At 66.5% G+C, this 22,530-nt stretch carries 28 protein-coding genes; 13 read left to right on the forward strand and 15 right to left on the reverse strand.

The features are described from left to right. Positions 1 to 23 precede the first annotated feature (23 nt). The 6 genes from GBA63_RS19355 to GBA63_RS19380 all read right to left on the reverse strand — a co-directional run bounded on the left by GBA63_RS19355 (position 24) and on the right by GBA63_RS19380 (position 3,373). Positions 24 to 671, reverse strand: coding sequence for a class E sortase (locus GBA63_RS19355; protein WP_228282181.1), 648 nt, complete (start codon positions 669 to 671; stop codon positions 24 to 26). Further along, positions 668 to 1,081 carry a hypothetical protein gene (locus GBA63_RS19360; protein ID WP_166178777.1) on the reverse strand — a complete coding sequence of 138 codons (414 nt, stop codon included), beginning with the start codon at positions 1,079 to 1,081 and terminating at the stop codon, positions 668 to 670. Before GBA63_RS19360 ends, GBA63_RS19355 begins: the two co-directional genes overlap by 4 nt. A 56-nt stretch (positions 1,082 to 1,137) precedes the next feature. Then, entirely contained in the window at positions 1,138 to 1,932 is a 795-nt protein-coding gene (locus GBA63_RS19365) for a class E sortase (protein ID WP_228282183.1), read from the reverse strand. Continuing rightward, positions 1,929 to 2,102 (reverse strand): hypothetical protein, encoded by a 174-nt coding sequence (locus tag GBA63_RS19370; RefSeq protein WP_166178779.1) that lies wholly within the window; start codon positions 2,100 to 2,102, stop codon positions 1,929 to 1,931. Before GBA63_RS19370 ends, GBA63_RS19365 begins: the two co-directional genes overlap by 4 nt. Before the next feature lie 190 nt (positions 2,103 to 2,292). Beyond that, positions 2,293 to 2,622 (reverse strand): hypothetical protein, encoded by a 330-nt coding sequence (locus GBA63_RS19375; protein ID WP_166178781.1) that lies wholly within the window; start codon positions 2,620 to 2,622, stop codon positions 2,293 to 2,295. Between the two features lie 169 nt (positions 2,623 to 2,791). After that, a complete protein-coding gene (locus GBA63_RS19380) occupies positions 2,792 to 3,373 on the reverse strand; it encodes a TetR/AcrR family transcriptional regulator (RefSeq protein ID WP_166180421.1) in 582 nt (193 codons plus the stop codon). A gap of 117 nt (positions 3,374 to 3,490) precedes the next feature. On the opposite strand from GBA63_RS19380, the gene GBA63_RS19385 reads away from it, so the two are divergent. From GBA63_RS19385 to GBA63_RS19410, 6 genes are all read left to right on the forward strand, one after another. After that, a complete protein-coding gene (locus tag GBA63_RS19385) occupies positions 3,491 to 3,682 on the forward strand; it encodes a hypothetical protein (RefSeq protein ID WP_166172286.1) in 192 nt (63 codons plus the stop codon). 2 nt (positions 3,683 to 3,684) lie between these two features. Further along, positions 3,685 to 4,203: a DUF2269 domain-containing protein gene (locus GBA63_RS19390; protein WP_166178783.1), complete on the forward strand. Its 519-nt coding sequence runs from the start codon at positions 3,685 to 3,687 to the stop codon at positions 4,201 to 4,203. Positions 4,204 to 4,432: 229 nt separating this feature from the next. Beyond that, positions 4,433 to 4,720 (forward strand): class I SAM-dependent methyltransferase, encoded by a 288-nt coding sequence (locus GBA63_RS19395; RefSeq protein ID WP_323127050.1) that lies wholly within the window; start codon positions 4,433 to 4,435, stop codon positions 4,718 to 4,720. A gap of 476 nt (positions 4,721 to 5,196) precedes the next feature. Further along, positions 5,197 to 5,670, forward strand: coding sequence for a hypothetical protein (locus GBA63_RS19400; protein WP_166178786.1), 474 nt, complete (start codon positions 5,197 to 5,199; stop codon positions 5,668 to 5,670). A gap of 308 nt (positions 5,671 to 5,978) precedes the next feature. Continuing rightward, a complete protein-coding gene (locus GBA63_RS19405) occupies positions 5,979 to 7,478 on the forward strand; it encodes an arylsulfotransferase family protein (protein ID WP_166178788.1) in 1,500 nt (499 codons plus the stop codon). A gap of 175 nt (positions 7,479 to 7,653) precedes the next feature. Further along, the gene (locus GBA63_RS19410; RefSeq protein ID WP_166178790.1) at positions 7,654 to 8,520 is read left to right on the forward strand and encodes a class E sortase; all 867 of its coding nucleotides are present in this window, start codon (positions 7,654 to 7,656) and stop codon (positions 8,518 to 8,520) included. A gap of 208 nt (positions 8,521 to 8,728) precedes the next feature. On the opposite strand, the gene GBA63_RS19415 is transcribed toward GBA63_RS19410, so the two are convergent. Both GBA63_RS19415 and GBA63_RS19420 read right to left on the reverse strand, forming a co-directional pair. After that, on the reverse strand, positions 8,729 to 9,250 hold the full coding sequence (locus tag GBA63_RS19415) for a hypothetical protein (protein WP_166178792.1): 522 nt from the start codon (positions 9,248 to 9,250) through the stop codon (positions 8,729 to 8,731). 185 nt (positions 9,251 to 9,435) lie between these two features. Further along, positions 9,436 to 9,906, reverse strand: a complete 471-nt coding sequence (locus GBA63_RS19420; RefSeq protein WP_166178794.1) for an ATP-binding cassette domain-containing protein — start codon at positions 9,904 to 9,906, stop codon at positions 9,436 to 9,438. A gap of 257 nt (positions 9,907 to 10,163) precedes the next feature. Here GBA63_RS19420 and GBA63_RS19425 point away from each other — a divergent pair, with 257 nt between their 5' ends. The 7 genes from GBA63_RS19425 to GBA63_RS19455 all read left to right on the forward strand — a co-directional run bounded on the left by GBA63_RS19425 (position 10,164) and on the right by GBA63_RS19455 (position 15,655). Next, positions 10,164 to 10,769: an RNA polymerase sigma factor gene (locus GBA63_RS19425; RefSeq protein WP_166178796.1), complete on the forward strand. Its 606-nt coding sequence runs from the start codon at positions 10,164 to 10,166 to the stop codon at positions 10,767 to 10,769. After that, entirely contained in the window at positions 10,766 to 11,689 is a 924-nt protein-coding gene (locus GBA63_RS19430; protein ID WP_166178798.1) for a zf-HC2 domain-containing protein, read from the forward strand. Before GBA63_RS19425 ends, GBA63_RS19430 begins: the two co-directional genes overlap by 4 nt. Continuing rightward, the gene (locus GBA63_RS19435; RefSeq protein WP_166178800.1) at positions 11,689 to 12,378 is read left to right on the forward strand and encodes a hypothetical protein; all 690 of its coding nucleotides are present in this window, start codon (positions 11,689 to 11,691) and stop codon (positions 12,376 to 12,378) included. The genes GBA63_RS19430 and GBA63_RS19435 overlap by 1 nt, the downstream gene beginning before the upstream one ends. Further along, complete coding sequence (locus GBA63_RS19440) at positions 12,375 to 13,160, forward strand: ABC transporter permease (protein ID WP_166178802.1); 786 nt, start codon at positions 12,375 to 12,377, stop codon at positions 13,158 to 13,160. Before GBA63_RS19435 ends, GBA63_RS19440 begins: the two co-directional genes overlap by 4 nt. 78 nt (positions 13,161 to 13,238) lie before the next feature. Next, positions 13,239 to 13,952, forward strand: coding sequence for a hypothetical protein (locus tag GBA63_RS19445; RefSeq protein ID WP_166178804.1), 714 nt, complete (start codon positions 13,239 to 13,241; stop codon positions 13,950 to 13,952). Next, positions 13,949 to 14,746, forward strand: coding sequence for a hypothetical protein (locus GBA63_RS19450; RefSeq protein ID WP_166178806.1), 798 nt, complete (start codon positions 13,949 to 13,951; stop codon positions 14,744 to 14,746). Before GBA63_RS19445 ends, GBA63_RS19450 begins: the two co-directional genes overlap by 4 nt. Positions 14,747 to 14,770: 24 nt before the next feature. Beyond that, on the forward strand, positions 14,771 to 15,655 hold the full coding sequence (locus GBA63_RS19455; protein WP_166178808.1) for an ABC transporter ATP-binding protein: 885 nt from the start codon (positions 14,771 to 14,773) through the stop codon (positions 15,653 to 15,655). A 276-nt stretch (positions 15,656 to 15,931) separates the two neighbouring features. Here the strand turns inward: GBA63_RS19455 and GBA63_RS24545 are convergent, their stop codons facing one another. The 7 genes from GBA63_RS24545 to GBA63_RS19490 form a co-directional block, all read right to left on the reverse strand. Beyond that, positions 15,932 to 16,213, reverse strand: coding sequence for an anti-sigma factor family protein (locus tag GBA63_RS24545; RefSeq protein WP_407690821.1), 282 nt, complete (start codon positions 16,211 to 16,213; stop codon positions 15,932 to 15,934). Further along, positions 16,161 to 17,744 carry a sulfatase family protein gene (locus GBA63_RS19465; RefSeq protein ID WP_228282187.1) on the reverse strand — a complete coding sequence of 528 codons (1,584 nt, stop codon included), beginning with the start codon at positions 17,742 to 17,744 and terminating at the stop codon, positions 16,161 to 16,163. The genes GBA63_RS24545 and GBA63_RS19465 overlap by 53 nt, the downstream gene beginning before the upstream one ends. Positions 17,745 to 17,845: 101 nt before the next feature. Continuing rightward, positions 17,846 to 18,691 carry a prolipoprotein diacylglyceryl transferase gene (gene lgt / locus GBA63_RS19470; protein ID WP_166178812.1) on the reverse strand — a complete coding sequence of 282 codons (846 nt, stop codon included), beginning with the start codon at positions 18,689 to 18,691 and terminating at the stop codon, positions 17,846 to 17,848. 241 nt (positions 18,692 to 18,932) lie between these two features. Continuing rightward, on the reverse strand, positions 18,933 to 19,496 hold the full coding sequence (locus GBA63_RS19475; RefSeq protein ID WP_166178814.1) for a GNAT family N-acetyltransferase: 564 nt from the start codon (positions 19,494 to 19,496) through the stop codon (positions 18,933 to 18,935). A 193-nt stretch (positions 19,497 to 19,689) separates the two neighbouring features. Then, on the reverse strand, positions 19,690 to 20,397 hold the full coding sequence (locus tag GBA63_RS19480; protein WP_228282190.1) for a class E sortase: 708 nt from the start codon (positions 20,395 to 20,397) through the stop codon (positions 19,690 to 19,692). A 31-nt stretch (positions 20,398 to 20,428) separates the two neighbouring features. Then, the gene (locus tag GBA63_RS19485; RefSeq protein ID WP_166178816.1) at positions 20,429 to 21,808 is read right to left on the reverse strand and encodes a VanW family protein; all 1,380 of its coding nucleotides are present in this window, start codon (positions 21,806 to 21,808) and stop codon (positions 20,429 to 20,431) included. Positions 21,809 to 21,888: 80 nt separating this feature from the next. After that, a complete protein-coding gene (locus GBA63_RS19490; RefSeq protein WP_228282192.1) occupies positions 21,889 to 22,455 on the reverse strand; it encodes a sortase in 567 nt (188 codons plus the stop codon). Between the last annotated feature and the right edge of the window lie 75 nt (positions 22,456 to 22,530).

The raw sequence follows: 22,530 nt of genomic DNA on the forward strand, positions 1-22,530 counted from the left end.
CCGCCGGTTCTGGCGGGGGGCCGTCACGCCTTCTCCTTCGTCTCGGCCAACTCTGCCCGGACGACCAGCCGCTCCGAGTAGTCCGGGAGGGTGCAGGTCTGCAGGCTCACTATGTTCTTTCCGGGGATGGGCTTCTTGACGGAGACCCTGTCCGGCGGCACCACCATCCTATCGAAGACCCGGTAGACGTAGCGCGTGCCCTTCGAGTCCTCGAGCAACACGCTGTCGCCGCGTCTGAGGGTGTTCAGGTCCCAGAAGACGAGGAAGCTCCTCGTGCGCGGGTAGCCCAGGCGGTGACCGGCGATGTACACGTTGGCCTCCTCCCACGGGAAGCCGGTGTCCTCGACGTGGAGGGCGCCGCCCCGAAGGGCCACCTCGTCGTCCGCGGCGGCGTCGGAGACTGGCACGTCGCGCACCCGGTCCATCTTGGGGACCGTCAGGGTGAGGGCCTTGTCCCGGGAGACTTCCGCTGCGGCGGCGCCCCCGCCCGGTTCGGCGGGGCCCCGCAGCTGGGAGAGCGTCGCGAAGAGGGCCGAGATCACGAGGGCAGACCCGAGGGTAAGGAGCGCGATGCGGCCGAGGTCGCGCCCTCCGGGGCGCCGCCGCTTAGGCCGCCGGGTGTTCTCCGAGAAGGACGCCGGGTTCCGGGCGGACTGGCGACCCGCCCTCACCCTTCCCCGCATCCCTCTTCGGATTGCCGCTCGGGTTCCGGGGCGGATTCCGGGTCGGGCGCTCGCACTGGTTCTCCGCCGCTGCTCCCCGCGATTGCGCGAGGCTGTTGCCCGGCCGAGCCCGGAACGTCCCCGACGGCCTCCAGCACCACGGAATCTTCCGCGACCTTCACGGTCACAGACTCCACCCCCGCCCAGTGCTCGAGCCAGATCGGGTCCTCGAGGATCGCAGGGTCGAGCCAGAGTCCCCACCCGTCACGCTCGCCGTGGTCGAGGTTGCCCTCGAAGACGCTCTCGGGCTCGCCGGGCCCGCTGCGGTGGATGCCGTTGCGGGAGCGGAACGATTGCACGGAGGAGGGGCTCGTCCCGAGTGCGTCGGCGATCCACTCGTCCGTTTTGTTCGCCGTCACCCACTCCTGTATCCGCCCTGCGTGTGGCTTCAACGCTACGCGCTTCTTGGGAGCCGTCATGACGTCGCCCTCGCCTCCTCGACTTGCGGTGTTCGTTGCTGGGATTGCCCCGGGTCCGCCCCCGTGCGTCCCTGATCGGACGGCCCGCCCCGCGCGTCGACGGTCTGTACGAGCTCGGCCTGGACGATCAGGCGCCGGGAGTAGTCCGGCAGCGTGCAGGTCTGGAGGGTGAGAATGTTCTTGCCGGGTTCGGTGTCGGTGACGGAGGTGTCGGAGGGTCCGACCGTGAACTCCTTGAAGACCTTGTAGGTGTACTCGGTACCTTCGGCGTCGGTGACGAAGACCTCGTCGCCCACGGCCACCTCGTTCATGTCCCAGAAGGTCAGCCAGCTCTCGGTGTTGGGGTAGCCGAGGCGGTGGCCGGCGATGTAGACGTTCGCCTCGTCCTGCCAGGGGAAGCCCGTGCCCTCGAGGTGGATGGCGGCGTACTTCTTCAGAGAGGCCTCGTCGTCCCCCGTCGTAGTGGGGATCTCGTCGTCGTCAATGCGGCTCATCGCGGAGACGGTCAGCTTCAGGGTCTTGTCCTCGGGCCCCGCCTCGGTTGTCTCCTCGTTGCCCTGCGTGGTCTCGAGCCTGGGGACGTTGAAGCCGCCGGGGTCCTCGCTGTTGGTCGCCGTGCTGTCCAGGCGACCGGCCAAGAAGAACGAGGCGACGAGGGCGATCCCGGCGAGGAGCATGACCGGGCTGAGCACCCAGAGGATTATCTTGCCGACCCGAGATCCGCTTCGCGATCCGCGCCCGGCCCGCCCTTCCTCGGCCGTCTGCGCCGCCATCCTGCCGTCGCCGCTCATGCGGGGGCCTTTGCCATGCCGTCGGCCCGCGCCACGCGGCGGTCGCGCCGCGCGGACGTGCCGCGTCCGCCGTTCTCCGCCGGACCGCCGCGCGGCGGTCTATCCGACGGCCGTAGCTGGAGGGACGGCCCGTGGATCACGCGACCGACGCCGCGATCCGCGCCCGCCACGAGCGTCCTCTGTCGATGCCCTCTTGCCGGTACGAATTTCTTGCCCCCGCGGGCAACCCGCCCGCCGCGATTTTTGCCCAACGCGCGCACCTCTCTTTCTGGGTTTCGGTGGTCGACCGGCGCCCGGGCGCGACGACCGCGCCCCAGGGCTATGCCGACGGCTCAGGGATCCTTGCTTGGAGAGCCTTGCCTAGCGGCTCAAGAGAGCACGGGGGAGCCGCGGCGGCGGCGGCTCGGGGGGGAGGTAAGCCTCGAGGGGCCTCCGTTGACGCGAGGCCCGCCGGCAGCCGACGAACGCGAAGAAGGCGGGCGCCGCGGCGCCCGCGGCCGCCAGCACGGCGGCCGGGCAGCTCGACGACGGCTCCGCGTGGGTGGCGTGGGACAACTGGGTGGCAGGCGGGCACCCGCCGTCGTCGCACAGGCCCGCCCCTTCCAGGTAGGGATGCGAGACCAGGAACACGAAGACCAAAAGCACCGAGGCCGCCAGCAGCGCGGGCCGGACGAACGACGTCCGTGCCAAAGGGGCTCCAAGGGGGATTCGTGCGGGCGACATAACGGGACGGATTATACAGGTCGTGCGGGTGCGGAGTGGCCGGCGCGGGCCCGCGGACTCTACGCGGGGCGGATCTCCGAGGTGGTGGCCGCCGCGTCGTCGTGGGCGACAGCCCCTCCGAAGTGACACCATCGCGTCAGTCGGCGCGGGGGCGCAACCCGGTCACGGTAACCGCGACGAGCCGGCGGACCGCGGCCTCGGACGGCATGCTGCCTGCCGCCCCGAGGGCGTGGAGGCAGTAGCTCGCGAGCTCCTCGGGCGCGACATCGTTTCGGACGTCGCCGGTCTCCGCGCCCTCGCTCAGCAGGTCTCTGATCAAGTCGCGGAGTTGCTGCCGCGTCCCGGCGACGTGCTGGCCCCGATGCAGGAACGCCGCGAGTTCGCCGGCGTGGTGCCCGTGGGACTCGCTGGAGATGAGGGCGTAGGCCCCGAGCACCGCTTCGAGCCGCCCGCCGGCGTCGACGGCTTGGTCCCGGACCTCGGTGAGGTGTCCGAGGTGGCCGGCGACCTGGCGCTCGTGCCAGGCGAGCAGGATCGCCTCGACGTCCGGGAAGTACTTGTACAGCGTGGCGCGTCCGATGCCGGTCTCCTCGGCGATCCGCGACATCGTCACCGATAGCAGCCCGCGCTCGGCCACCAGCGCCGCCGTGGCGTCCAGGGTCGCCTCGCGCACCGCCCGACGGTGCGCCTCGATCGTCTCGTTCCACAGCTTCGGCACCACCCCATTATACATAACGACGATATTAAGACAATATGAATTGACATAGACGAATTGTCTCGTTAAGCTGCGCCCCCACGGAAACCTTGACGTCCACGCGCTACGGAGGACATGAACATGGACGACCCAACCCGCTACCCCGACACCGGCGACGACACCGGCGTAAGGCCAGATCGCGGATCGACCACCGGCACACCGCGCTGGGTGAAGGTGGTTGGGATCGTCGCCCTCGTCCTGGTCGTGCTGGTCGTCGTGATGCTCCTCGCCGGCGGTGGCAGCCACGGTCCTGGTATTCACACACCGGGATGACCATGAAGCCCCGCGTCCGCAAGTTCGCGCTCACCGCGCACGTCGCCTCCTCGGTCGGCTGGCTGGGCGCGGTCGTCGTCTTCCTCGCCCTCGCCGTGGTCGGGTTGACCGGCCGGGATGCCCAGACGGTGCGTGGCGCCTACCTCGTGATGGAGCCGGCCGCCTGGTTCGTCCTCGTCCCGTTGGCCTTCGCCACGCTCACGACCGGGATCGTCCAGTCGCTGGGCACCAAGTGGGGCTTGTTCCGGCACTACTGGGTCCTGTTCAAACTCCTGATAACCGTCTTTGCCACCGTCGTGTTGCTGGTGTACATGGAGACATTTGGCTACCTGGCGGGCGTCGCGGCAGATCCGACTGCCGATCTCGGCGTGGTGCGCAACCCATCTCCCGGGCTCCACGCTGCACTCGCCCTGCTGGTGTTGCTCGTGGCCACGGTGCTTGCGGTGTACAAGCCGCGGGGCATGACCCCGTACGGGCGGCGTAAGCAGCATGAGGATGGCCACGAAGGCCGCTCCCGCTAGCTTCGAGACCCGGCTGCACGACGACGGGCCCGCCCCTAGCCCCACCTCTGCCACGGAGGCTACGAACCTTATCTCCCCTACCGCTCCCAGTAGGCCTCGCAGATCAGCGACAAACGCGGGAAGTGGGAAGACACCTCTCCCGTGATCCCTACCCGGAGGTCTCCGGCGGCGAGGGCGGCATCACGGTACTCGTCGCCGAGCGTTTCCGAAGTCAGAGTGGCGCCGTGGCATCGTTGTGACGGACGCTGACGGGCGCCGGATGCCTTTTCCGGACGACGGCTTCGATGTGGTCTTCCTCGTCGACGTGGTCGGTGAGATACCGGACAAGCCAGCGTTTTTCGGGGAGTGTGCGCGGGTGCTCAAACCGGGCGGCGTCCTGGCAGTTACCGAGCAGATCAGCGATCCGGACTTCCATCTGCCGAGTTCCGTTCGGACGCTCGCCGCCGCCGCGGGGTTGATGGAGGATGGCCTGGAGGGGCTCCCCTGGTGGACATACACCGCACGTTTTCGCAAGTAGACCGAACGCGGGGCCTGGTCGGGCATGGACACTGGCCGCTTCGCCCAAGCCCCCTTTTCCTAGCCTACTCACCCGACGTAGCCGTAGTGGGGTTCTCGCTTGTTGGGCTGATGATTATTTGTTTGGGTGGACGGCTATGCGAGTTTCGGGGCCTCCGACGGAGCGTTCGGCCGAGATCCGGGACCGGATTTCGGAGTGGTGTTACAGGGTCGCATAAAGATTCAGCGACGCCAGAGACCTGCTCGGCGTTCTCGGCCGACCAGCACCCGAGCGCTTTGGAGACTGTAAACCTCTAACAAAGGGCGTCGTTACTGCCAGGCTGATGGCACGCATACGCCGGGCCATCGATGGCGAGATCTGGTACGGGCGGCGTAAGCAGCGCGAGCGGTGTCGCGGCCGTAGGTGCAACGATTCCTGTCCTGACCTTGCTGAGGCGACGGCGGCACGGGGGCGCAATCGGTTGTCTCCGAGACTGTGTGAAAACCCTCGAAGGGGGAAAGTCCCGGGCGTCCTGCTACTTCTCCCGGCGCATAATCGTATACTCTGGCGTCGTGTTGCGGACGGTTCACAGGCGGGCTGGCGTCGGGGCGCGGGCGGGCGTTGCCCTTCTACCGACGCTCCTGATCACCGCCCTGCTGCTCTGTCCCGGCGCCTTGGGTTTCGCGCACGGGCTCTCCCCCTGCGGCCCGTGCGAGCCCACGGACGCTCCTGACTTTCTGCTAAAGCATCACGCCCCGGCGGACGAGGCGGCGTTGGGGGGGGGTGACTCCGGGTACTACGCCGCCGTGATCGAGCTTGCTGGGGCGACGCTTTTGGTGCTGCTCCTCGGCGTGCCGCCTCGGCGCGAGGCCCCGTATCGCGGACCACCCCTCCAGCGAACGCACCCGCGGGCGGTCGCCCACTACGCTCGGGGGCCATCGCCCCCCCTCTTGCAAGCGTTCCGGCTGTAGCGCTCTGCGGCCCCGCGCCACCGCGGAGCCGCGGCGAACGGTCGGGCTTCGGCTCTCTCGGCCCCCTTTGGTAGTCCCGCTACCGCCTGCCCCCATCGGGCCCGCCACAGGCCGGAGACCGCGACGGCAGAAGTTGCCTTGAAAAGGCGAAAACGAGGAAATCGCGGGGCCACGGTGGGACGAGGAGGGATGAAACGGGTGCGTATCTCGGGAGGCTCGGGGACAGTGGGCGGGCGGCGGAGTACTGCCTACCTGCCCGCCAACCCGGGCGATGACGTAGTCGAGGCGAGCGAGGAGGGAACGACGTTTTGAGCGAGAAGATCACGCGGCTGGGGTTGCTGCGGGCGGCGGCCGGTGGCGCGGCGCTGGTCGCGGTGGGGGGCGCTTTGGGTTGCGGTGCGGCCCCGCGTATCAGGGCGTCCGCCTCTCCCGCGCGACCGGGGCAGACGTGGGAGTTCCGCTCGCGTCCTGACCTTGCCATGCCCCCGGTTGAGGTGACCACACCGGCGCGCGGCGTGGCCCCCGGCTACCTCTTCGCCGCCGCGAAGAACGGTCCCGGGGAGTCGTACCCTGCCCAGGACGGGCCGATGATCCTCGGCAACGACGGCCGGCCCGTGTGGCTGCGCCCCGTGCGAAACGAGGAAGAGGATGCCATGGACTTCAAGGTGCAGCGTTACCGTGGGGAGCCGGTGCTCACCTGGTGGCAGGGCACCCACGGCGGTTTCGGGCGGGGAGAGTTCCTGATCCTCGACGGATCCTACCGCGAGGTTGCCCGGGTCCGCGCGGGCAACGGCTACGCCGCGGACCACCACGAGTTCCTCATCACCGAAAGGGACACCGCGCTTATCGGTATCTACGGCGAGGCGACCAGAGACCTCTCGTCCCTGGGGGGGCGCACGGACGGCGTCGTATTGGAGGGGGTCGTCCAAGAGATCGACATAAGGAGCGGCGAGGTCCTCTTCGAGTGGCACAGCCTGGAGCACGTTGGCTTCGACGAGTACGCTTACGAGCTGTCGCCCGAAAACGAGGACGCCTTCGACTACTTCCACATAAACTCCGTAGACGTGGACCGCGACGAGAACCTCCTCATTTCCGCCCGCAGGACCTCCGCCGTCTACAAGATCGACCGCGAGACGGGCGAGGTGATCTGGCGCCTCGGCGGCGAGAAGAGCGACTTCGAGATGGGCGAGGGCGCCAGGTTCGCCTACCAGCACGACGCCCGCCGCCGATCTGACGGCACCATCACCCTCTTCGACAACAGGGGCGAGAGGATGAACGAGCCCTCCCGCGGCGTCGCGCTAGAGCTCGACGAGGACGCGATGACCGCGACCCTCGTTCGCGAGTACACCCACCCGACCGATACGTTCGCCATCTTTCAGGGCAACGTGCAGGCTTTGCCGAACGGCAACGCCTTCGTCGGCTGGGGCAGCTCACCCTACCTCTCCGAGTTCTCCCGCGACGGGGAGCTGCTCTTCGACGCCCGCTTCCCCGACGAGGCCGAGTCCTACAGGGCCTTCCGCTCCCCGTGGAAGGGCCAGCCAGCGGACGTCCCCGCCGTCGCCGCCGAGTCCGGGCCCGAAGACCAGGTTACCCTCTACGCCAGCTGGAACGGGGCGACGGAGATCGCCTCCTGGGAGATGCTCGCCGGGCCAAACCCCGACGGGCTGGAGCCCGTGGGCTCGGCCCCCCGCAAGGGCTTCGAGACCGCCATCTCCTTCAGAACCGGCGAACCTTTCGTTGCCGCGAGGGCAAAGGATCGCTCCGGGCGGGTGCTCGGCACGTCCGAAGCCGTCAGGCCGGGGGGCTGAGGATGGCGGGATCCGAAGGCTCGGCGAACACCGATAAACTTCGCAGGAGTTAACACGGCACATAGCCTTGCCCCCCTAGGGTAATAGCGTATAAACTCTCGCCATGGTTCTTAAAGAGAAGCGATCAAGCGGGCGGCGGAGCAACCAACGGGGCGACCGACGGGCGGGCATGCGCGTGTACGGCCGCAGGTACAGGAGGAGGCGACGGGGCGGCCTTCTTCTGCTCTCGATGCTCACCATTCTGGCCCTGGCCAGCGTGGGGGCCGGCGCCTTTCTCGACGGCTCCCCATTGGCTGGGGGCGGCGCCCCGGTGGGACGGATCGACGCACCCCGCGTCGGCGCGGCCCCCGAGGCCGCGGACGAGCCTGCCGGGCAGCGGGCGGACGGCGGCCTGACCGCAGCGCAAACCGGACAGACGGCCGCGAGGCCCGAGGCCGGCGGCACCGAGGAGGCAGAGGACGCGTCCAGCGCGACCGGATCGGGCGCTTCGGGCTTCGACGGCGAGAAGGCAGGAGAGCGGCCGGCCGAGAAGAGCGCGGAGGGGAGCCAACGGGAGCAGGCTGATGCGGGGCCCACGGTTCCCACGCCCGCGACGAACGATTTGTGGATGTCCATCCCGAAGATGGACCTCTACGACGACTACGTGGCAAACTCCGACTCGCTGGCGGCCATGGACCAGGGGGCCATAAAGCTTCCCTCCACGGCCTTCCCGTGGCAGGAGGGCGCCAACACCTACATCGCGGCGCACAGGATCGGCTACCCTGGCACCGAAAGCGACTACCAGTTCTACGACCTCCCGAACCTGGCCTTGGGCGACACGATCTACCTCGGCGACTCCAACGGGACCACCTACACTTACGAGGTGACCGGCTTCAAGGAAGTGCTGCCCAGCGAAACATACGTCACGGCGCCACAGGCGGGCCGGGACATGATCTCCTTGCAGACCTGCATCGAGGACTACGGCGACTACTGGACCATGGGCCCCAACTGGTACGTCCGCTACGTCGTCCAGGCTGACCGCGTGGCCGTAGACCCAGCATAGATAGGCAAGGGATTGCAGCACCATGGGGTGGTCTGGCGACCCTCACGGACCGCTTCCTGCCGGAAACCGTCTCGCTTGCGGCCGAGGTGGCTATTGGGTGACGAAGTCCGAACGAGCGAGGAGCACGGACTGCTATCGCGATACTGCGGATCTTCGCGTGCCGAACCCGGGTATCGCTCGGACGGCTCGGTGAGGCCGCAATGGATCCTTACAAGGCGCAGGCGACGACCACCGCCTCCGGTTTTCGGTTGGGGCGCGCTGGGCAAAGCCCCGTCGCCTCCGGCGGTCCCGCTTCGAATTCCTCCTTCCCCTGGTCTGATCGTTCCTCTGCATCCATATTCCAAGCGAGTATCTTCCGCGTCTCGCAGTCGATTACGGCCTTGCCGAAGTAGAGGAAGCCGCCCGATTCGGCACGGCGCGCGTCTGCGAGTACCGGTCCCAGGTCGTCGGCGCTCCGGGCCACAAGGTAGGTAACTTCCGCCGTGTCTTCCCGCCCGCTGGCGGTCACACCTACCTGGAACAGCCGCAGCCGCTCCCCATCCCGGTGCCTGTCGGCGAAGTAGCGGAGGAGCTCCTCTCGTCGATTGGCGCCGAACGCGCCACGTCCGTGCTCACCGGTGCCGACGCCGTACAGGGGCGGGGAGGAGTTCCCAGGCGCAAAAGTTCGGCGCAGCTCGGGACCGTTCCCAGCGTTGAAGGCCCGAAAGAAGTCAGCGATCAGTCCGGCCACCTGCCCCGGCCCGCAACCGTCGGGCAGCGAGCCATCGTTGCGGCTCACGGCGACGTCCGCGGGCGGCCCGTCTGGTTGGGCCTCGGTCTGAGGGCTTTCTCCTCTGTCTCCCTTTGGCGGAGACGCGGGAGTGTCGCCGCCGCACCCCGCGAGCGCCAAAGCCATCGCCAGGAGCACTAGTAGGGTCAGCGCCGCGCGGTCCGGCTTTCGGTCGCGGGCTGTAGTTTTGGCCTCCACGTGGGCAGTGTACGATGGCGGTTGGCACATGGCCAGAGCCCCTCGCACTTGACCGTCCGCGGAGGATCAAGCCTTTTCGGCCTCCTATCCACTCCCGAAAGCCGGACCAAGTAGAGTACCTCCTCCACCCTTTTCGTCGGCAACCTCAGCAGCCATCGGTGCATCTTCAGGTTCTCCTTCAGGTTCTCCTTCCCTGCCAAGATGCACTCCTTTCCAGTCCTCGACGAAGAGCCGCACCCACCTATCCGTGGGCCGCAACAGCCGGTGATTAGCTTGAGCAGCGTCGTCTTGCCGACTCCATTCGGTCCCAGGAGCTCTAACGCCGAGCCCGACTCTACCCTGACATCCAGCAACCTCACGGCTACCTGCCTGCCGAAACGCTTGCTCAATCCGATCGTCTCCACAATCGCTCTCGTCACGCTTGCCTCCGCCCCGTTCTCATGTCCGGCCTCTATCGTGAGCGAGCCTATACCACGTCTCCGAACGGATTCCAAACAAAGCGGACGAGGCTCAAAACTCCCCATAAATTTCTCCGAAACCTCTTATGCTCCTGCGCTGCTCCCGGCAGATCATTGTTGGGTCGAAGGACTCACAAACCTTTCGAGGCATAAGCCAGGAGCCGGCTGTATCGTCTTCTCGTGAACATTTCTGGGCGTGGGCGCTACTAAGCTTGTAGATGGATGAGACGCACGCACTGCACACGGCGACGGGGTACGTACTTCGGGTGAAGAGCTCGGCCGACGAGGCAAGAACGGTCGTCGCACGGCTCGCGCGCGGGGACGTTCGGGCGCTGGACGAGCTCTATGCCAGCTTCGGGGCGGCGGTCTTTCGCTACCTGCTGACGTTCGTCCCGGACCGGCGGCTCGCTGAGGAAGTCTTGCAGGACACGTTCGTCGCGGCCTGGCGCGGCGCAGATGGCTACGGGGGACGCTCCGGGGTGAAGACTTGGCTGTTCGGCATCGCCCGCCGACGCGCTCACGACTCCCTGCGTCGGCGCGGGCTGGAGTTGGTCGCCGAGAACGAGCTCGTGGCGCTGGTGGACCCGGAGCCGAGACCCGAGGAGTCTCTTCTGGCCGCTGGGAGGAGGGACGAGCTGAACTCTTGCGTGGAACATCTGGCGCCGATGCACCGGGAGGTGGTGGCCCTGATCTTCTTCCATGGCCTCTCCTACGCGGAGGCGGCGGAGGTACTCGAAGTCCCTGTCGGTACGGTCAAGAGCCGCCTCTACGGCGCCCGGCGGGCACTGAAGGCGATGTTGGAAGATTCGGAGTACGGAAGATGAGCGACCTGGCCAGAGATCATGTAACGAGGCTCCTGCCGGCTTATGTGGCCGACACGATCGGACCAACGGGCCGACGGCGCGTGCGCGAGCACCTGAAAAACTGCGCCGCCTGCCGGGCCGAGCTGGCTTCCTGGGAGGCGATGGCGGAGGCAGTCGCCGCCGCCTCGGAGCGGATGCCGGCGCCCCCGGCGGACACCATGGAGAGGGTGCGGACGCGCATAGAACGGGAAGGAGCGACCATCCGGCCCGGATCCCAACCCCTCTCCTCGAAGCTCTCGCTGGCCTGGCAACTGCTCGTCGGGCAGTTGCCGCTGGTGCGCAAGAAGATATGGGCCGCCTCGACCGTGACGATGGCGCTCGGCCTGGCGGTCTCCCTGTTGCTCTCCACGGGCGCCTCCGCCGCCGAGGCCACCTTCGCTCTCTTCGCGCCCGTGGTAGCCGCCGTCGGCGTAGCGTTCGTCTACGGTCCTGAGAACGACCCCTCGCTGGAGATCGCGCTCTCCACGCCCACCCCTCCGAGGCTGGTCCTCCTGGCGCGCCTTACGCTCGTCTACGGCTACGACCTCGCGCTGGCGCTCGCGGCGACCGCCGTTCTGGCTGTGGTCAACGGGACCATAAACTTGTGGCCCCTGATCTCGCTGTGGGCAGGGCCGATGCTCTTCTTCTCGGCGCTGGCCCTCCTGCTCTCGCTGCTCTTCGGCTCGTCGGCAGCCGTGCTGACCGCGATGGCGCTGTGGGGAGTAAGGCTCGCGGCCGCCACCTACTCCGCTCCGGGCCTGGACAAGCCCGCCTGGGCGCAGACGGTGGAGACCCTGTGGCGGGCCAACGCAACGCTCCTTCCGCTGGCGGCCTTGCTGCTTGCCGCGGCCCTCCTCCTGGCGCCGTACCGGTCGGTGCTCGCTCGGAGCCGGACGATCTGATGTCGCTCGCCCGTTACGAGCTGCGCCTGCTCGGAAGGTTCGGGCTCGCGACGCCGGTCCTCGCCCTGCTCCTCTTCGGGGGCATGGCGCTCCTGATGGCCTTCCTCGGGGCGAACGACGGGCAGGTGGCGCGGGTGCTCGTCGCCGCGCTGGAGCTCGGGCTTCCGCTCGCCGCCGGGGTGATCGCCGCAACCATCGTGAATGACGACCCGGCCATCGGCCTACAGCTCTCTCTCAAGACTCGCTACCCGAGAACGCTTGTTAGGAGGCTCGTCGTGCTCACCCTCTGGACGGCGCTCATCGCGTTTCTGTGGACCTCGTCCCTGCACCTGAGCGGTCTGTGGGAGTTCTGGGTGCCGGAGCCGTTCCTAGTAGGGCAACTGGTGTGGCTCTCGCCGCTGTTGTGGTTCGTGGCCGCGGGGGCGCTCCTGGCGCTCCTGCTCGGTGGCCGCGCGACCAGCGGGGCGATCATCGGCGGCCTGTGGGCCTTCGAGAACTTGATGCGCGGGCTGTTCCTGACCAAAGAGTGGCTCAGGCCGGAGTTCCTCTTCGCCACCACCTATGCCGCAGGCGCGGACTTCTGGCTTACCAACCGGCTCGCCCTGATCTCGACCGCCCTCGTAATGGGCGCCGTCGTCTGGGTTCTGTCTTCGAGGATCGAATCCCTCGCCAAAGGAGGCGAAGCGTGAGAAAGGAGACACCTTCGGCGCTGGGGGGCGCCATGAGTTACGAGTTCCGCATGCAGCTAAGGCGCAAGGCGCTCTGGATCACCTTCATCGTCTTCAGCCTCGCGCTCCTCAACCTCACCTTCAGCCCGTGGACCCGCTGGAGCGAGGGGCTTTCGGTGCCGCACCTCGTCGCCAACTGGTCGCTGGCCGTACAGTTCTTTCACCCCATAGCCTTCGGCATCCTGCTCGCGGACCGCTTGCCGAGAGACAGGCACACCAGGGTCGAAGAGCTACTCGACACCCTGCCGGCCTCACTGGGAAGCCGCTTTCTGGGCAAGTACCTCGGCACCACCCTGGCGACGCTCGTGCCCATCTTCCTGATCTACGCGGCGGGAGTAGCCTACATAGCGGCGGGCCGCGGCGACCTCTCGGCCATACCGCTCGCCCTCGGGGCCTTCGCCACGATCAACCTACCGGGGCTCTTGTTCGTGGCGGCCTTCTCCGTCTCCTCCACCGCCGTCCTGTGGGTGCCGCTCTACCAATTCCTCTTCGTCGGCTACTGGTTCTGGGGGAACCTCATCCCGACGGACCCGACGGGCGGCAACATGATGCCCACCCTGAGCCGCACCATCCTCACGCCCTTCGGCGAGTACATGGCCAACGGCTTCTTCGGCACCGAGCAGACCACCGTACGCGCCACGGCGTTGGAAGGGATGGCGAGCATGAGCTTGCTCTTGGGTCTCGGAGCCCTGGCGCTCTACAGCGGTTACCGGGTCTTACTCTGGCAAAGAGACAAACAGTGACGCATGGATACCCCTGAAACGGACTCGAGGAGGAATAGGCGGGAAGGACATCCCCCGGTGAAAAGGAAGGCTTTAGAGTTGAAGAGCACGATCGGCCCGGAATGGCTCCCCTACGAGCTGAGGCAGCTCGGAAAGGTCGGATTGGCAATGCCGATTTTCGTGGCGCTCGGGTTCGTGGGAATAGCGGTCGCGATGGCCCTCACCGGGACTGGGACGGAGCAGATCGCCCGACGGCTCACGTCCGGCCTAGAGATAGCCCTGCCCTTCGTCGCCGGTTTGGCGGCGGCCTTCGTGGTGGCCGACGAGCCTGCGCTGGACCTGCAACTCACCGTCCTGACCCGCTACAGGACCACCGTACTAAGGAGATTGGCGCTGATCGTCGGGTGGACGGCCCTGGTCGCGATCCTGTGGGCTGTGGCGTTGCGCCTTCTCGGCTTGTGGGCCTGGCCCGAACCGTTCCTATTGATGCAGCTCGGCTGGCTCTCGCCCTTGCTGTGGTACGTCTCCTTCGGGGTGCTCCTAGCGCTCTTGCTTCGCAGCCGGATGGCCAGTGGTGCCGTCCTAGGCGGCATCTGGGTGTTCCAGTACGTGCTCGGGGGAGCACTCGGTTTCAACTACTGGACATCGCTGCTCCTGAGCCTATCCACAACCACCTACCAACTCCCGTTCTTCGGTATCGAACAGTGGCTGTACAATCGGCTCGTCTTAATCGCTACGGCACTCCTGATGACGCTCGGTGCAGCTCTGATCCTGCGCAACAACGAGACCCTCGTTCGCGGAGGTGACGGATGAACGGGAAAACCTACGGTGAGACGTGGTCAGCGATAACAGGCGCTACCCGCTACGAGTTCCTGATGCAGTTGAGGCGCCGGGCCGTCTGGACCGTGGTCGGTCTGTTCGTTGCGTGGGGCTTCGCAGCCTTCCGCTTCTACGTTGCCTTGGGCGGAGACGAAGCGGAAACGCTGTCGCTCGCTCAGTGGATGGCTTCGTGGTCCCTCGTGGCCCAGTACTTCGCGCCCATAGGCTTCGGCATCCTCGTCGCCGACCGCCTGCCCCGTGACGGGGGCACCTGGGTGGGAGAACTGCTGGAGACCTTGCCGGGTTCTGCCGGCGGACGATTCTTTGGGAAATACCTGGGTAGCGTGGCCGCGACACTGGTGCCACTGCTCCTGATCTATCTCGCGGGTGTCGCCTACCTGGTGTTCGAGCGCGGTAACTTGATGGCGATACCGCTCGGGCTGTTGACCTTCGCGGCGATCAACCTGTCCGGGCTCCTGTTCGTGGCCGCGTTCTCCATCTCTTGTCCTGCAGTCTTATGGGTGCCGCTCTACCAGACTTTGTTCGTGGGCTACTGGTTCTGGGGAAACCTTCTGAGTCCGGACTCGACCATACCCACCATCAGCGGCACGATCCTTACGCCGGTCGGCTGGTACCCGGCCGCCGGTTTCTTCGATCTAAAGGGTACGAACGCTGGGGACGCTACGGCATGGGAGGCGGTCGTGAGTATCGCGTCGCTGCTCGCCCTGGCCGCGCTCGCGCTGTACGGTGCGCACCGCTACCTGCGTTGGCAGCGGGCAAGACAATAAAGAATGACGGAAAAGGAGAGAAGAATGGAAATAACTATCGAAAGGCTGACCAAAGTCTATGGCGGCAAGGTGAAGGCGCTCGACAGCGTGGACCTGGAGATCCCCACCGGCATGTTCGGGCTTCTGGGACCGAACGGAGCGGGCAAGACCACCCTGATGCGTATACTGGCCGGCATCCTCAGGCCCACCTCCGGTTCGGCGCGCGTCGGCGGCAACGACCTCTCGACCGAAGCGGGACGGCTGGCCGTCAAGAGGGCGCTGGGGTACCTGCCACAGGAGCTCGGGCTCTACCCGGACCTCTCGGCCCACGAGTTCCTGGATTACATAGGTATCTTGAAAGGATTGGAGGATAAGCAAACCCGACGCCGGCGGATCGAGGAACTCCTGGACGTAGTGGGCTTGAGAGACGTCAGCAAACGAAAGCTAAAAGGCTTCTCGGGCGGGATGAAGCGGCGGGTGGGGATCGCGCAGGCTCTGTTAAACGACCCGCGATTACTAATCGTGGACGAGCCGACGGCGGGCCTCGATCCCGAGGAGCGCATCCGCTTTCGGAACCTCCTCTCGGATCTGGGCGGCAACCGGACGGTGCTTCTCAGCACCCACATAGTCGAGGACGTCGCCCAGACCAGCCGCAACCTGGCGGTGATGAACAAGGGGACGGTGCTCTACCAGGGGACGGCCGCTGACCTGATCCGGGCATCACAGGATAAGGTGTGGACGATAGAGACCGAAGGTCCAAAGCCGGACGGTGGGCTCACCGTTGTCTCTACGCTGCACCTCGGAGATTCCGTGCAGTACCGCGTTGTGGGAGAACCTTCTGCAAACCTCAACGCGAAGCCCACCCCCCCCAGCCTGGAGGACGGATACGTGTGGCTGATGCGCGAGAATCGGGTGGTAGAGGCAGCCTGAACGAAACGCGAAGTCTCGTCTCCACTCTCGAACAGTGAGGTTCCATGCTCCAGCGACCGGTTACCCCCTCCTTCGGTCGCTGGAGCATGGAACCCACAGAAAGGTCTGCGCGTCCCCGAGATCTCCCGTACCCCTTCCGAAGGAGGGCAGAGTCTCGGAAGGTGCCCCCTGTGCCACTGTGTTTGTAGCTGTCTGCTTCTGGGCGTAGGTCCTCCCCGGGTGCAAACTAGGGCGCTCCTATAATTTGTCTGGGGTAGCCCGTCTTCGGGTCACGGCTCAATGTTCGTGCTGCTCATCTCCCCTCTTATTGCGCCACAGGAGACGCCTAGGCGGCGCCTCGCGGGCGGAGGCAGCCCACCTTCGGAGGAGGCAATCTGTTTCCCGAAGCCCCGCGAGATCCTTTTGGCAGTCGGGGCATCGCCGCGCATGGCGCTCCAGCGAACGCTCATCCTCGGCCGCCAGCTCCCCGAGCACGTAGAGGACCAGGAGCTGCCGGAAACGGTCGTCAGCCACGACGTGTCTCCCCTGCCGGGGCTTCTCCGGTCTCGGGCCGTCCACCCTCGGCGGCGCGGCAGTTGTCCGTCTCGCACTGGTTCAGGACGGCGAGTTTGGCTTCCAGCCAGCGGGTTAGTTTCTCGGGGGCGGAATCGTAGATGTTGTCGAGCTGGTAGGGGTCTTTTCTGAGGTCGTAGAGTTCTCTCTCGCCCGTCCTGTAGAAGACGTAGAGGTAGTTTTCGGTTCTGAGGGCTTTCAGCCAGGGGCGACCCCACTCCTCGCTCGAATCGGCCCTGCCGGAGGAGGTCTTGCGCCAGTCGTTCGGCAAAGGGTCGCCGGTGAGCGCCGGCGCCACCTGGCTCTCGTCGACGAACGGGGGCCTGGGCACGTTACCCCTCTCGGCCACCGCCTCGACGAGGAACCTTTGTCGCCAGTCTTCTTCGGGGGTCGGGGTCTCGTCCAGCAGGGGCGCCAGCGAGCGGCCGTCCACGAAGTCCGGGGGGTCGACCCCGGCGAGGTCGGTGAAAGTCGGCGCGAGGTCGTTGTTGAGGACCATGTGGGGGAGCTTCTTGCCCTCGGGCACGCCGGGGCCGCGCACCATCAGGGGAACCCTGATGTCCTCCTCGTAGGCCGTCCACTTGCCCGCGCCGAGCCTGTGCTGGCCGAGGTGGAAGCCGTTGTCTGAGGTGAAGAAGATGTAGGTGTTGTCTAGTTCCCCGCTTCGGCGCAACGAGTCCGTGAGGTCCCCCACCATGTCGTCCACGGCGAGCATGGACTGGAGACGTTTGCGGTGGAGCTCCTGCATGTAGGCTACCTGGTCCGGACCAAGAGGTTGATTGTCCTGCACCCAGCGGGGCTTGTCCCTGACGTCTTCCTCGTTGAAGGAGGGCGACCTCGGGAGCTCGAGGTCCTTCAGCTCGTCCGCGTGACGGGGGGCAGGGGTGGCGGGCTGGTGGGGGGCCTTCGTGCCGAGCCACATCAAGAACGGGCGGTCGGTGGTGAAGAACGGCGGGTCGGCGCCAGCGGTGCGCTCGACGTAGTCCGAGGCCTTGTCCGATAGGACGTCGTCGAGGTGGTAGCGGTCGGGATCGTAGCCGATCGTGACGCCGTTCTCGTTGAGGCTGTTGCTCAGGAAGTTGCCGTTTATCCCGTACCACTCGTCCCAGCCGGGCGGGACGAGGTCGCCGTAGTACCCGTTTAGGTATTTGCCGAAGAAGGCCGTTCGGTAACCGTCCTCTTGCAGCCAGGTTGCGAAGGTGGAGTCCTCATGGCCCAGGAACCGGAACTTCTCGGCACCCCCTAGCGGCGGCCCGTTGGAGAGTACCTGGTGGTTGTGGGCGTACTGGCCGCGCAGGGTCGTAGCCCGGCTCGGGCAGCACAGCGAGTTCGTAACGAAGGAGTTCTCGAAGGTCGTGCCCCCCTCGACCAGTTCCCTCCTCAGGTTCGGCATCTGCTCCAGCATGGCCGGGGAGAGGTCATCGTAAGCGAGGTCGTCGGTGAGGATCAGGACCACGTTCGGGCGGTCGGCATCTTTCGCCGTTCCGAAGCCCGCCGGTCCTTCGTTGTCCGCCTTTTCGGCTCCGTCTGCCGTCACCGCGCATCCCACCAGCAGGAACGCCGCGAGCAGCGCGAGAACCGAGAGGGCACCGCCCGCGGACGGAAGTCGAAGTCCCCCGCCTGCTCCCGCGCCGGTCGTCAATTCCCGGGACCCCGTTCGGGATTCTCGGGCCTGGCGCCCCCGGCCGGCCTGGAATGGCGAAGCATCAAGACCATCGCGAAGCCGAGCGCGAGCACCGTGGCGACGAGCAGGTTGCCGCGTATGGCGCCACCGATCAGGAACGCCGGGTCGATCCTCAAGAGCTCCATAAACAAACGCCCCGTCGAATACAGGCTGACGTAGAGCAGGAACACGTCCCCGTCCTTGAGCCATCCGGCGAAGCGGCGTCCGACCCAGAGCAGCACCAGGCACACGAGCGCGTTCCAGATGCTCTCGTAGAGGAAAGTCGGGTGAAAAGTAGCGGCGTCGGCGAACCCGTCCGGCCTGTTCTCCGGGGAGATCCTTATGGCCCACGGAAGCTCGGACGGCCTGCCGAAGAGCTCCTGGTTGAAGTAGTTGCCCCACCGTCCTATGGCCTGGGCGAGCACGAGGCCCGGGGCCACGGCGTCGGCGAAGGCCAGCGGGCTGATACCCCTGATGCGGCAGAAGACGAGTAGGCCTATGAAGCCCCCGATCACGCCCCCGTAGATGCCGAGTCCCCCGTTCCACACGGCGACGACGCCGGGCCAGGGGTCGCCGGCGTAGAGGTCGTAGTCGGTGATGACGTGGTAGGCCCTAGCACCTATGAAACCGGGCGGTATTATGAAGAACAGGGAGTCGAGGGCGAGCTCGCCCTCGTAGCCCTTGCGGACGAGCTCCCGGCCCGAGAGCCAGGTGGCGACGACGATGCCGAGGGCTATGCAGAGGCCGTAGTAGCGAAGGGCGAAGGGCCCCGCCTCGAACATGATCGGGGACGGCGGGCTCGGCAGGGAGGCCAGAATCAACTGGATGGATCTCCCATGGGAAGGGACTGCAAGCGCAAGTAGGGCGCGGAGAATCCGGTCCGAAGCCCACAGCGCAAGCCATCGAGAAAGGACGCCGAATCGAACGTTTTAAGGCGCTGGCGCGGGAGCCCGGCAAGGGTCAGCACCGCAGCACCGTATGATCTGCGGAGGCCGCGCGAGGGTCGTCGAAGGCAGGGATGACCGACAGCCCATCGCCGAGGTCCCACGCCGCGCTCTCCTATCATCCGCACGGCGGCTCTCCAGGGAGACGTCGGATGGAGAGTGCCTTCGCACTCTCCGCGAGGATCCTCTCACCTTCGTCCCTCGTCGGGGTTCCCGCTGTGGCCGTACCCGGGTCGCGCCACCCCAGCCGCGCGAGGAACCGCAGGGAGTCGGGATCCCGACCATGCACCGGGGCGGACACCTCTTTGAGTCCGGCCCTGCGGGCCTGGATCTCGTATGCCCGCACCAGGGCGGTGCCGACACCGAGTCCTCGCCAATAACGGTCCACCACCACACACGCCAGGCTGCCCATACGCACTCCGCGTCCGTATATACGGTCTGGCGACCAGATCCCCGGGTTCAGGTCATCCGGCACCGCGCGAGTCGGGTACGCGCCCTGCCCCCCGCCTGCCTTCGAGCCGCGGACCGCGTTGACGAGTGCCTGTCCCGCGATGCGCAGACCGTGACGCCGGAGCACATACGAGCGGTGGCCCGCCGCATTCAGCGAACCCAGCAAGAACCCTACGACGTTCGCCTCGCGGTCCTCCACGGCCACGAGCGCCGTGGCGTGGGGACTCTTCAAGAAGAGGCGATGGTAGCGCGCGACAGACCGACCGGTGTCCCGGCCAGTGTGACCGTCCCGCGTCAGCTCCTGCGTATGCAAGCCGCAGGCGGCGGAGGCTTCCCCCGGGGCAGGCGGGCGAAGGCTTAGCGTTAGCGGGCGCGTGGCGCTCCCAATCCCATCCCACCCCGCCCTGGTCGTTTCTCCCATCGTCCTAAGCCCCCTCGATACCCTTAAGCTCGGCCTTCACGATCAGGCGCTTGGTGTAGTCGGGCAGCGTGCAGGTCTGGAGCGTGAGGATGTTCTTGCCCTCCACGCGCTTGAGGACGGAGAGGTCGGTGGGCTCCACGATCTTCTTCTCGAAGACCTCGTAGGTGTAGCGCCTGCCGTCGGAGTCCTCCACGTAGACCTTGTCACCGTTGCCCACCTTGTCCAGATCGTAGAAAGCGAGGTCGCTGTTGGTGCCGGGGAAGCCGATGCGGTGGCCGGCGATGTAGATGTTTGCCTCCTCCTGCCACGGGAAGCCCGTGTAAGGGAGCCGGATGGCCGCGTTGTCGCGGAGCAACGCCTCGTTTGTGCCCTTGCCGGTGGGGATCTCGTCGTTCTTGATCTCCGCCATCTTCGGCACGGTGAGCCTGAGGGTCTTATCCTTGGCCGGCTCCAGCTTGTTGCCCTCGTTCTCCGCATCGCCGCCGGTGCCTACCTCGGGCGCGACCTGCTGGTCCTTGGCCTCCTCGGTCATCTTCTTATCTTCGGGCTGCTTCTCGGCCTGCTCCGGGGTCTCCTGTCTCTGGGAACCCTGTCCTCCTGAAGCCTGTCCGGCACCACCGGAGTTATCTGCGGAGCCCGCGGCGCCGCAGGCCGACAGTGCCGCCGCCGCAACGAATACCGCGAAGATCAAAAACAATCTCTTTACGCGCACGCTCTACCCCTCTCTTTTGGGAACGGTTCTCTCACTCTGGAACTTCGGCCCAGCCGGTGGTGTTGCCGGGGTCGTCCCAGCCGGCCACCCGCGGGGCCGAGGTGTCGTAGTGAGGCCCGTCCTCCGGCGGGGGCGGGTTGTACGAGTAGGTGTAGGTGTGGATCATGTCGTCGTAGGTAACCTCGCCGTTCTCGGTCACCTTCTTGTACGTGTCCCACCGGATACCGCGGGTTGTGTCCTCGAAGATTTTCTCGGTAGTCATCTGGACCTTCTTGCCCGTGGGCTGGCCGAGGATCTGGGCGTTCAAGAAGCCCTCGTCGTCCACCCACTCGCGGATGAGGATCGGGGCCTCCGTGGTGTTCTTGAACCGCACGTCGATGGCCCCATTGCCGTACTCGTCACCGAACCACACCGTTGCGTCGAATCCGGGCTTGATGTAGGGCAAAACAGCATAGTGTGGTTCTCGCTCGACGATCTCGAGCCCGGCGTACTGGGCCGCCATGTAAAGCGTCGAGGAGACCTGGCAGAGCCCGCCGCCGTTGTCGATGCCGACGCCGCCGTTGGAGAAGGTCTTGGCCTCTTTGTAGTCGAGCTCCGCCGCCAACTCGTTGAAGGAGAAGACTTCGCCGGGCTTGACGACCGTGTTGTCCACGGCGCCCGCCGCGAGCTTCATGTTCTCTTTGCGGTTGGGGTTGGAGTCCCAGCGAAAGTCCGTCTGGTACTCGCCTATGACCTGCTCGGGCTTGCTCTTCTGGATCTCGGCGGTCGTGATCTCGGGCTCGGGTGCCGGCCCCTCGGCCAGCGGCACCCGGCCGCTCATGTTCTGGAGCGCCCCTTCGAGGTTCGCGAGCGTCGCCTGCTCGTCGAGCATCCGCCCGTTTTTCGCCTCCTGCACCACGACGTCTCCGCTATCGGCAACGGTGAACGTGGCGTCTTTGGGCTCCCGGTTGAAGTCGCCGGCGATCCTGTCGACAGTCGCCTGGGCCGCCTCCCTGTCATAGCCGGCCTCGAGGTCTACCTGAGTCGTCCCGAAGTAGGAGCCGATCTTCTCAAAGAGGCCGCCACGTCCGACAGCGTAGGCCTCGTTTGCGGCTGCATCCGTGTTCACCCTGACGCCCAGATCCTCGGCGTTCATGGAAACGGCGTCCGGGCCCGTTCCGAAGGAGATCTCCTCGAAAGTCTCGGAGGCGTTTCGTTCCACGGCACCGCGGGCTTCGTCCTTGCTCATCCCGCCGACGTCGACGTCCCCGATCCGGACGCCGCGCTGGATGTCACCCTCGCTGCCCAAGAGATCGACCAAGAGGAAACCGACCAGCAGGAAGCAGGCCACCATCGTCACGACCGCGAACCCGCGCCTCCGGGCGTACCGCGACCTGCGGCTATAGGCGTACCGGGAGCCGCGGCCGCGCAACTCGCGCTCGCCCGAAGCGCGAGTTGACCTGTCGCTTCGGCCCGGGCCAGGGCGCGTTTTATCCGTCTTGTACGAACTCTTCATGCTTGCTCTCTCCTTCCTCTCTCGCCAGCCGGACGCTCCTTCACGAGTTCCGCCCGCACGACGAGGCGCCTGGAGTAATCCGGCAGTGTGCAGGTCTGGAGGCTCACTATGCTCTTGCCTTCGACCGGCTCCTTGACGGAGGTCCGGTCGGGCGGCACGACTCTCTTGTCGAATACCTCGTAGAGGTAACGCGTGCCGTCGGAGTTTTCGAGGATCACCCTGTCACCACGCTTCAGGACGTTCAGGTCCCAGAAGACGAGGAAGCTTCTGGTGCGCGGGTAGCCTAATCGATGGCCCGCGATGTAGACGTTGGCACCCGCTTCCCAGGGCATGCCCGTGTCCTCGGAGTGGAGCACGCCACGCCTCAGGGCCGACTCGTCGTCGTCAGCCGCGTCGAAGACCGGCACCTCCCGAACCCTCTCCATGGCGGGGACCGTGAGCTTCAGGGACCGCTCCGTCAGGGGCCGGTCCGCGGGGGCGGTGGTGGCGGCGCCGCTCTCCGGGGCCCTCAGCTGGAGAAGCACGGCGGCGATGGCGACGGCGATGAGGACGACCCCCGCCAACAAGAGCGCGCCGCGGCCGGGACCCCGGCTACGGCGAGGCCTCGATGTCCGCCAGGCATCTCTGGGGGATGAGGC

Source organism: Rubrobacter tropicus, from assembly GCF_011492945.1.
Lineage (GTDB): Bacteria > Actinomycetota > Rubrobacteria > Rubrobacterales > Rubrobacteraceae > Rubrobacter_D > Rubrobacter_D tropicus.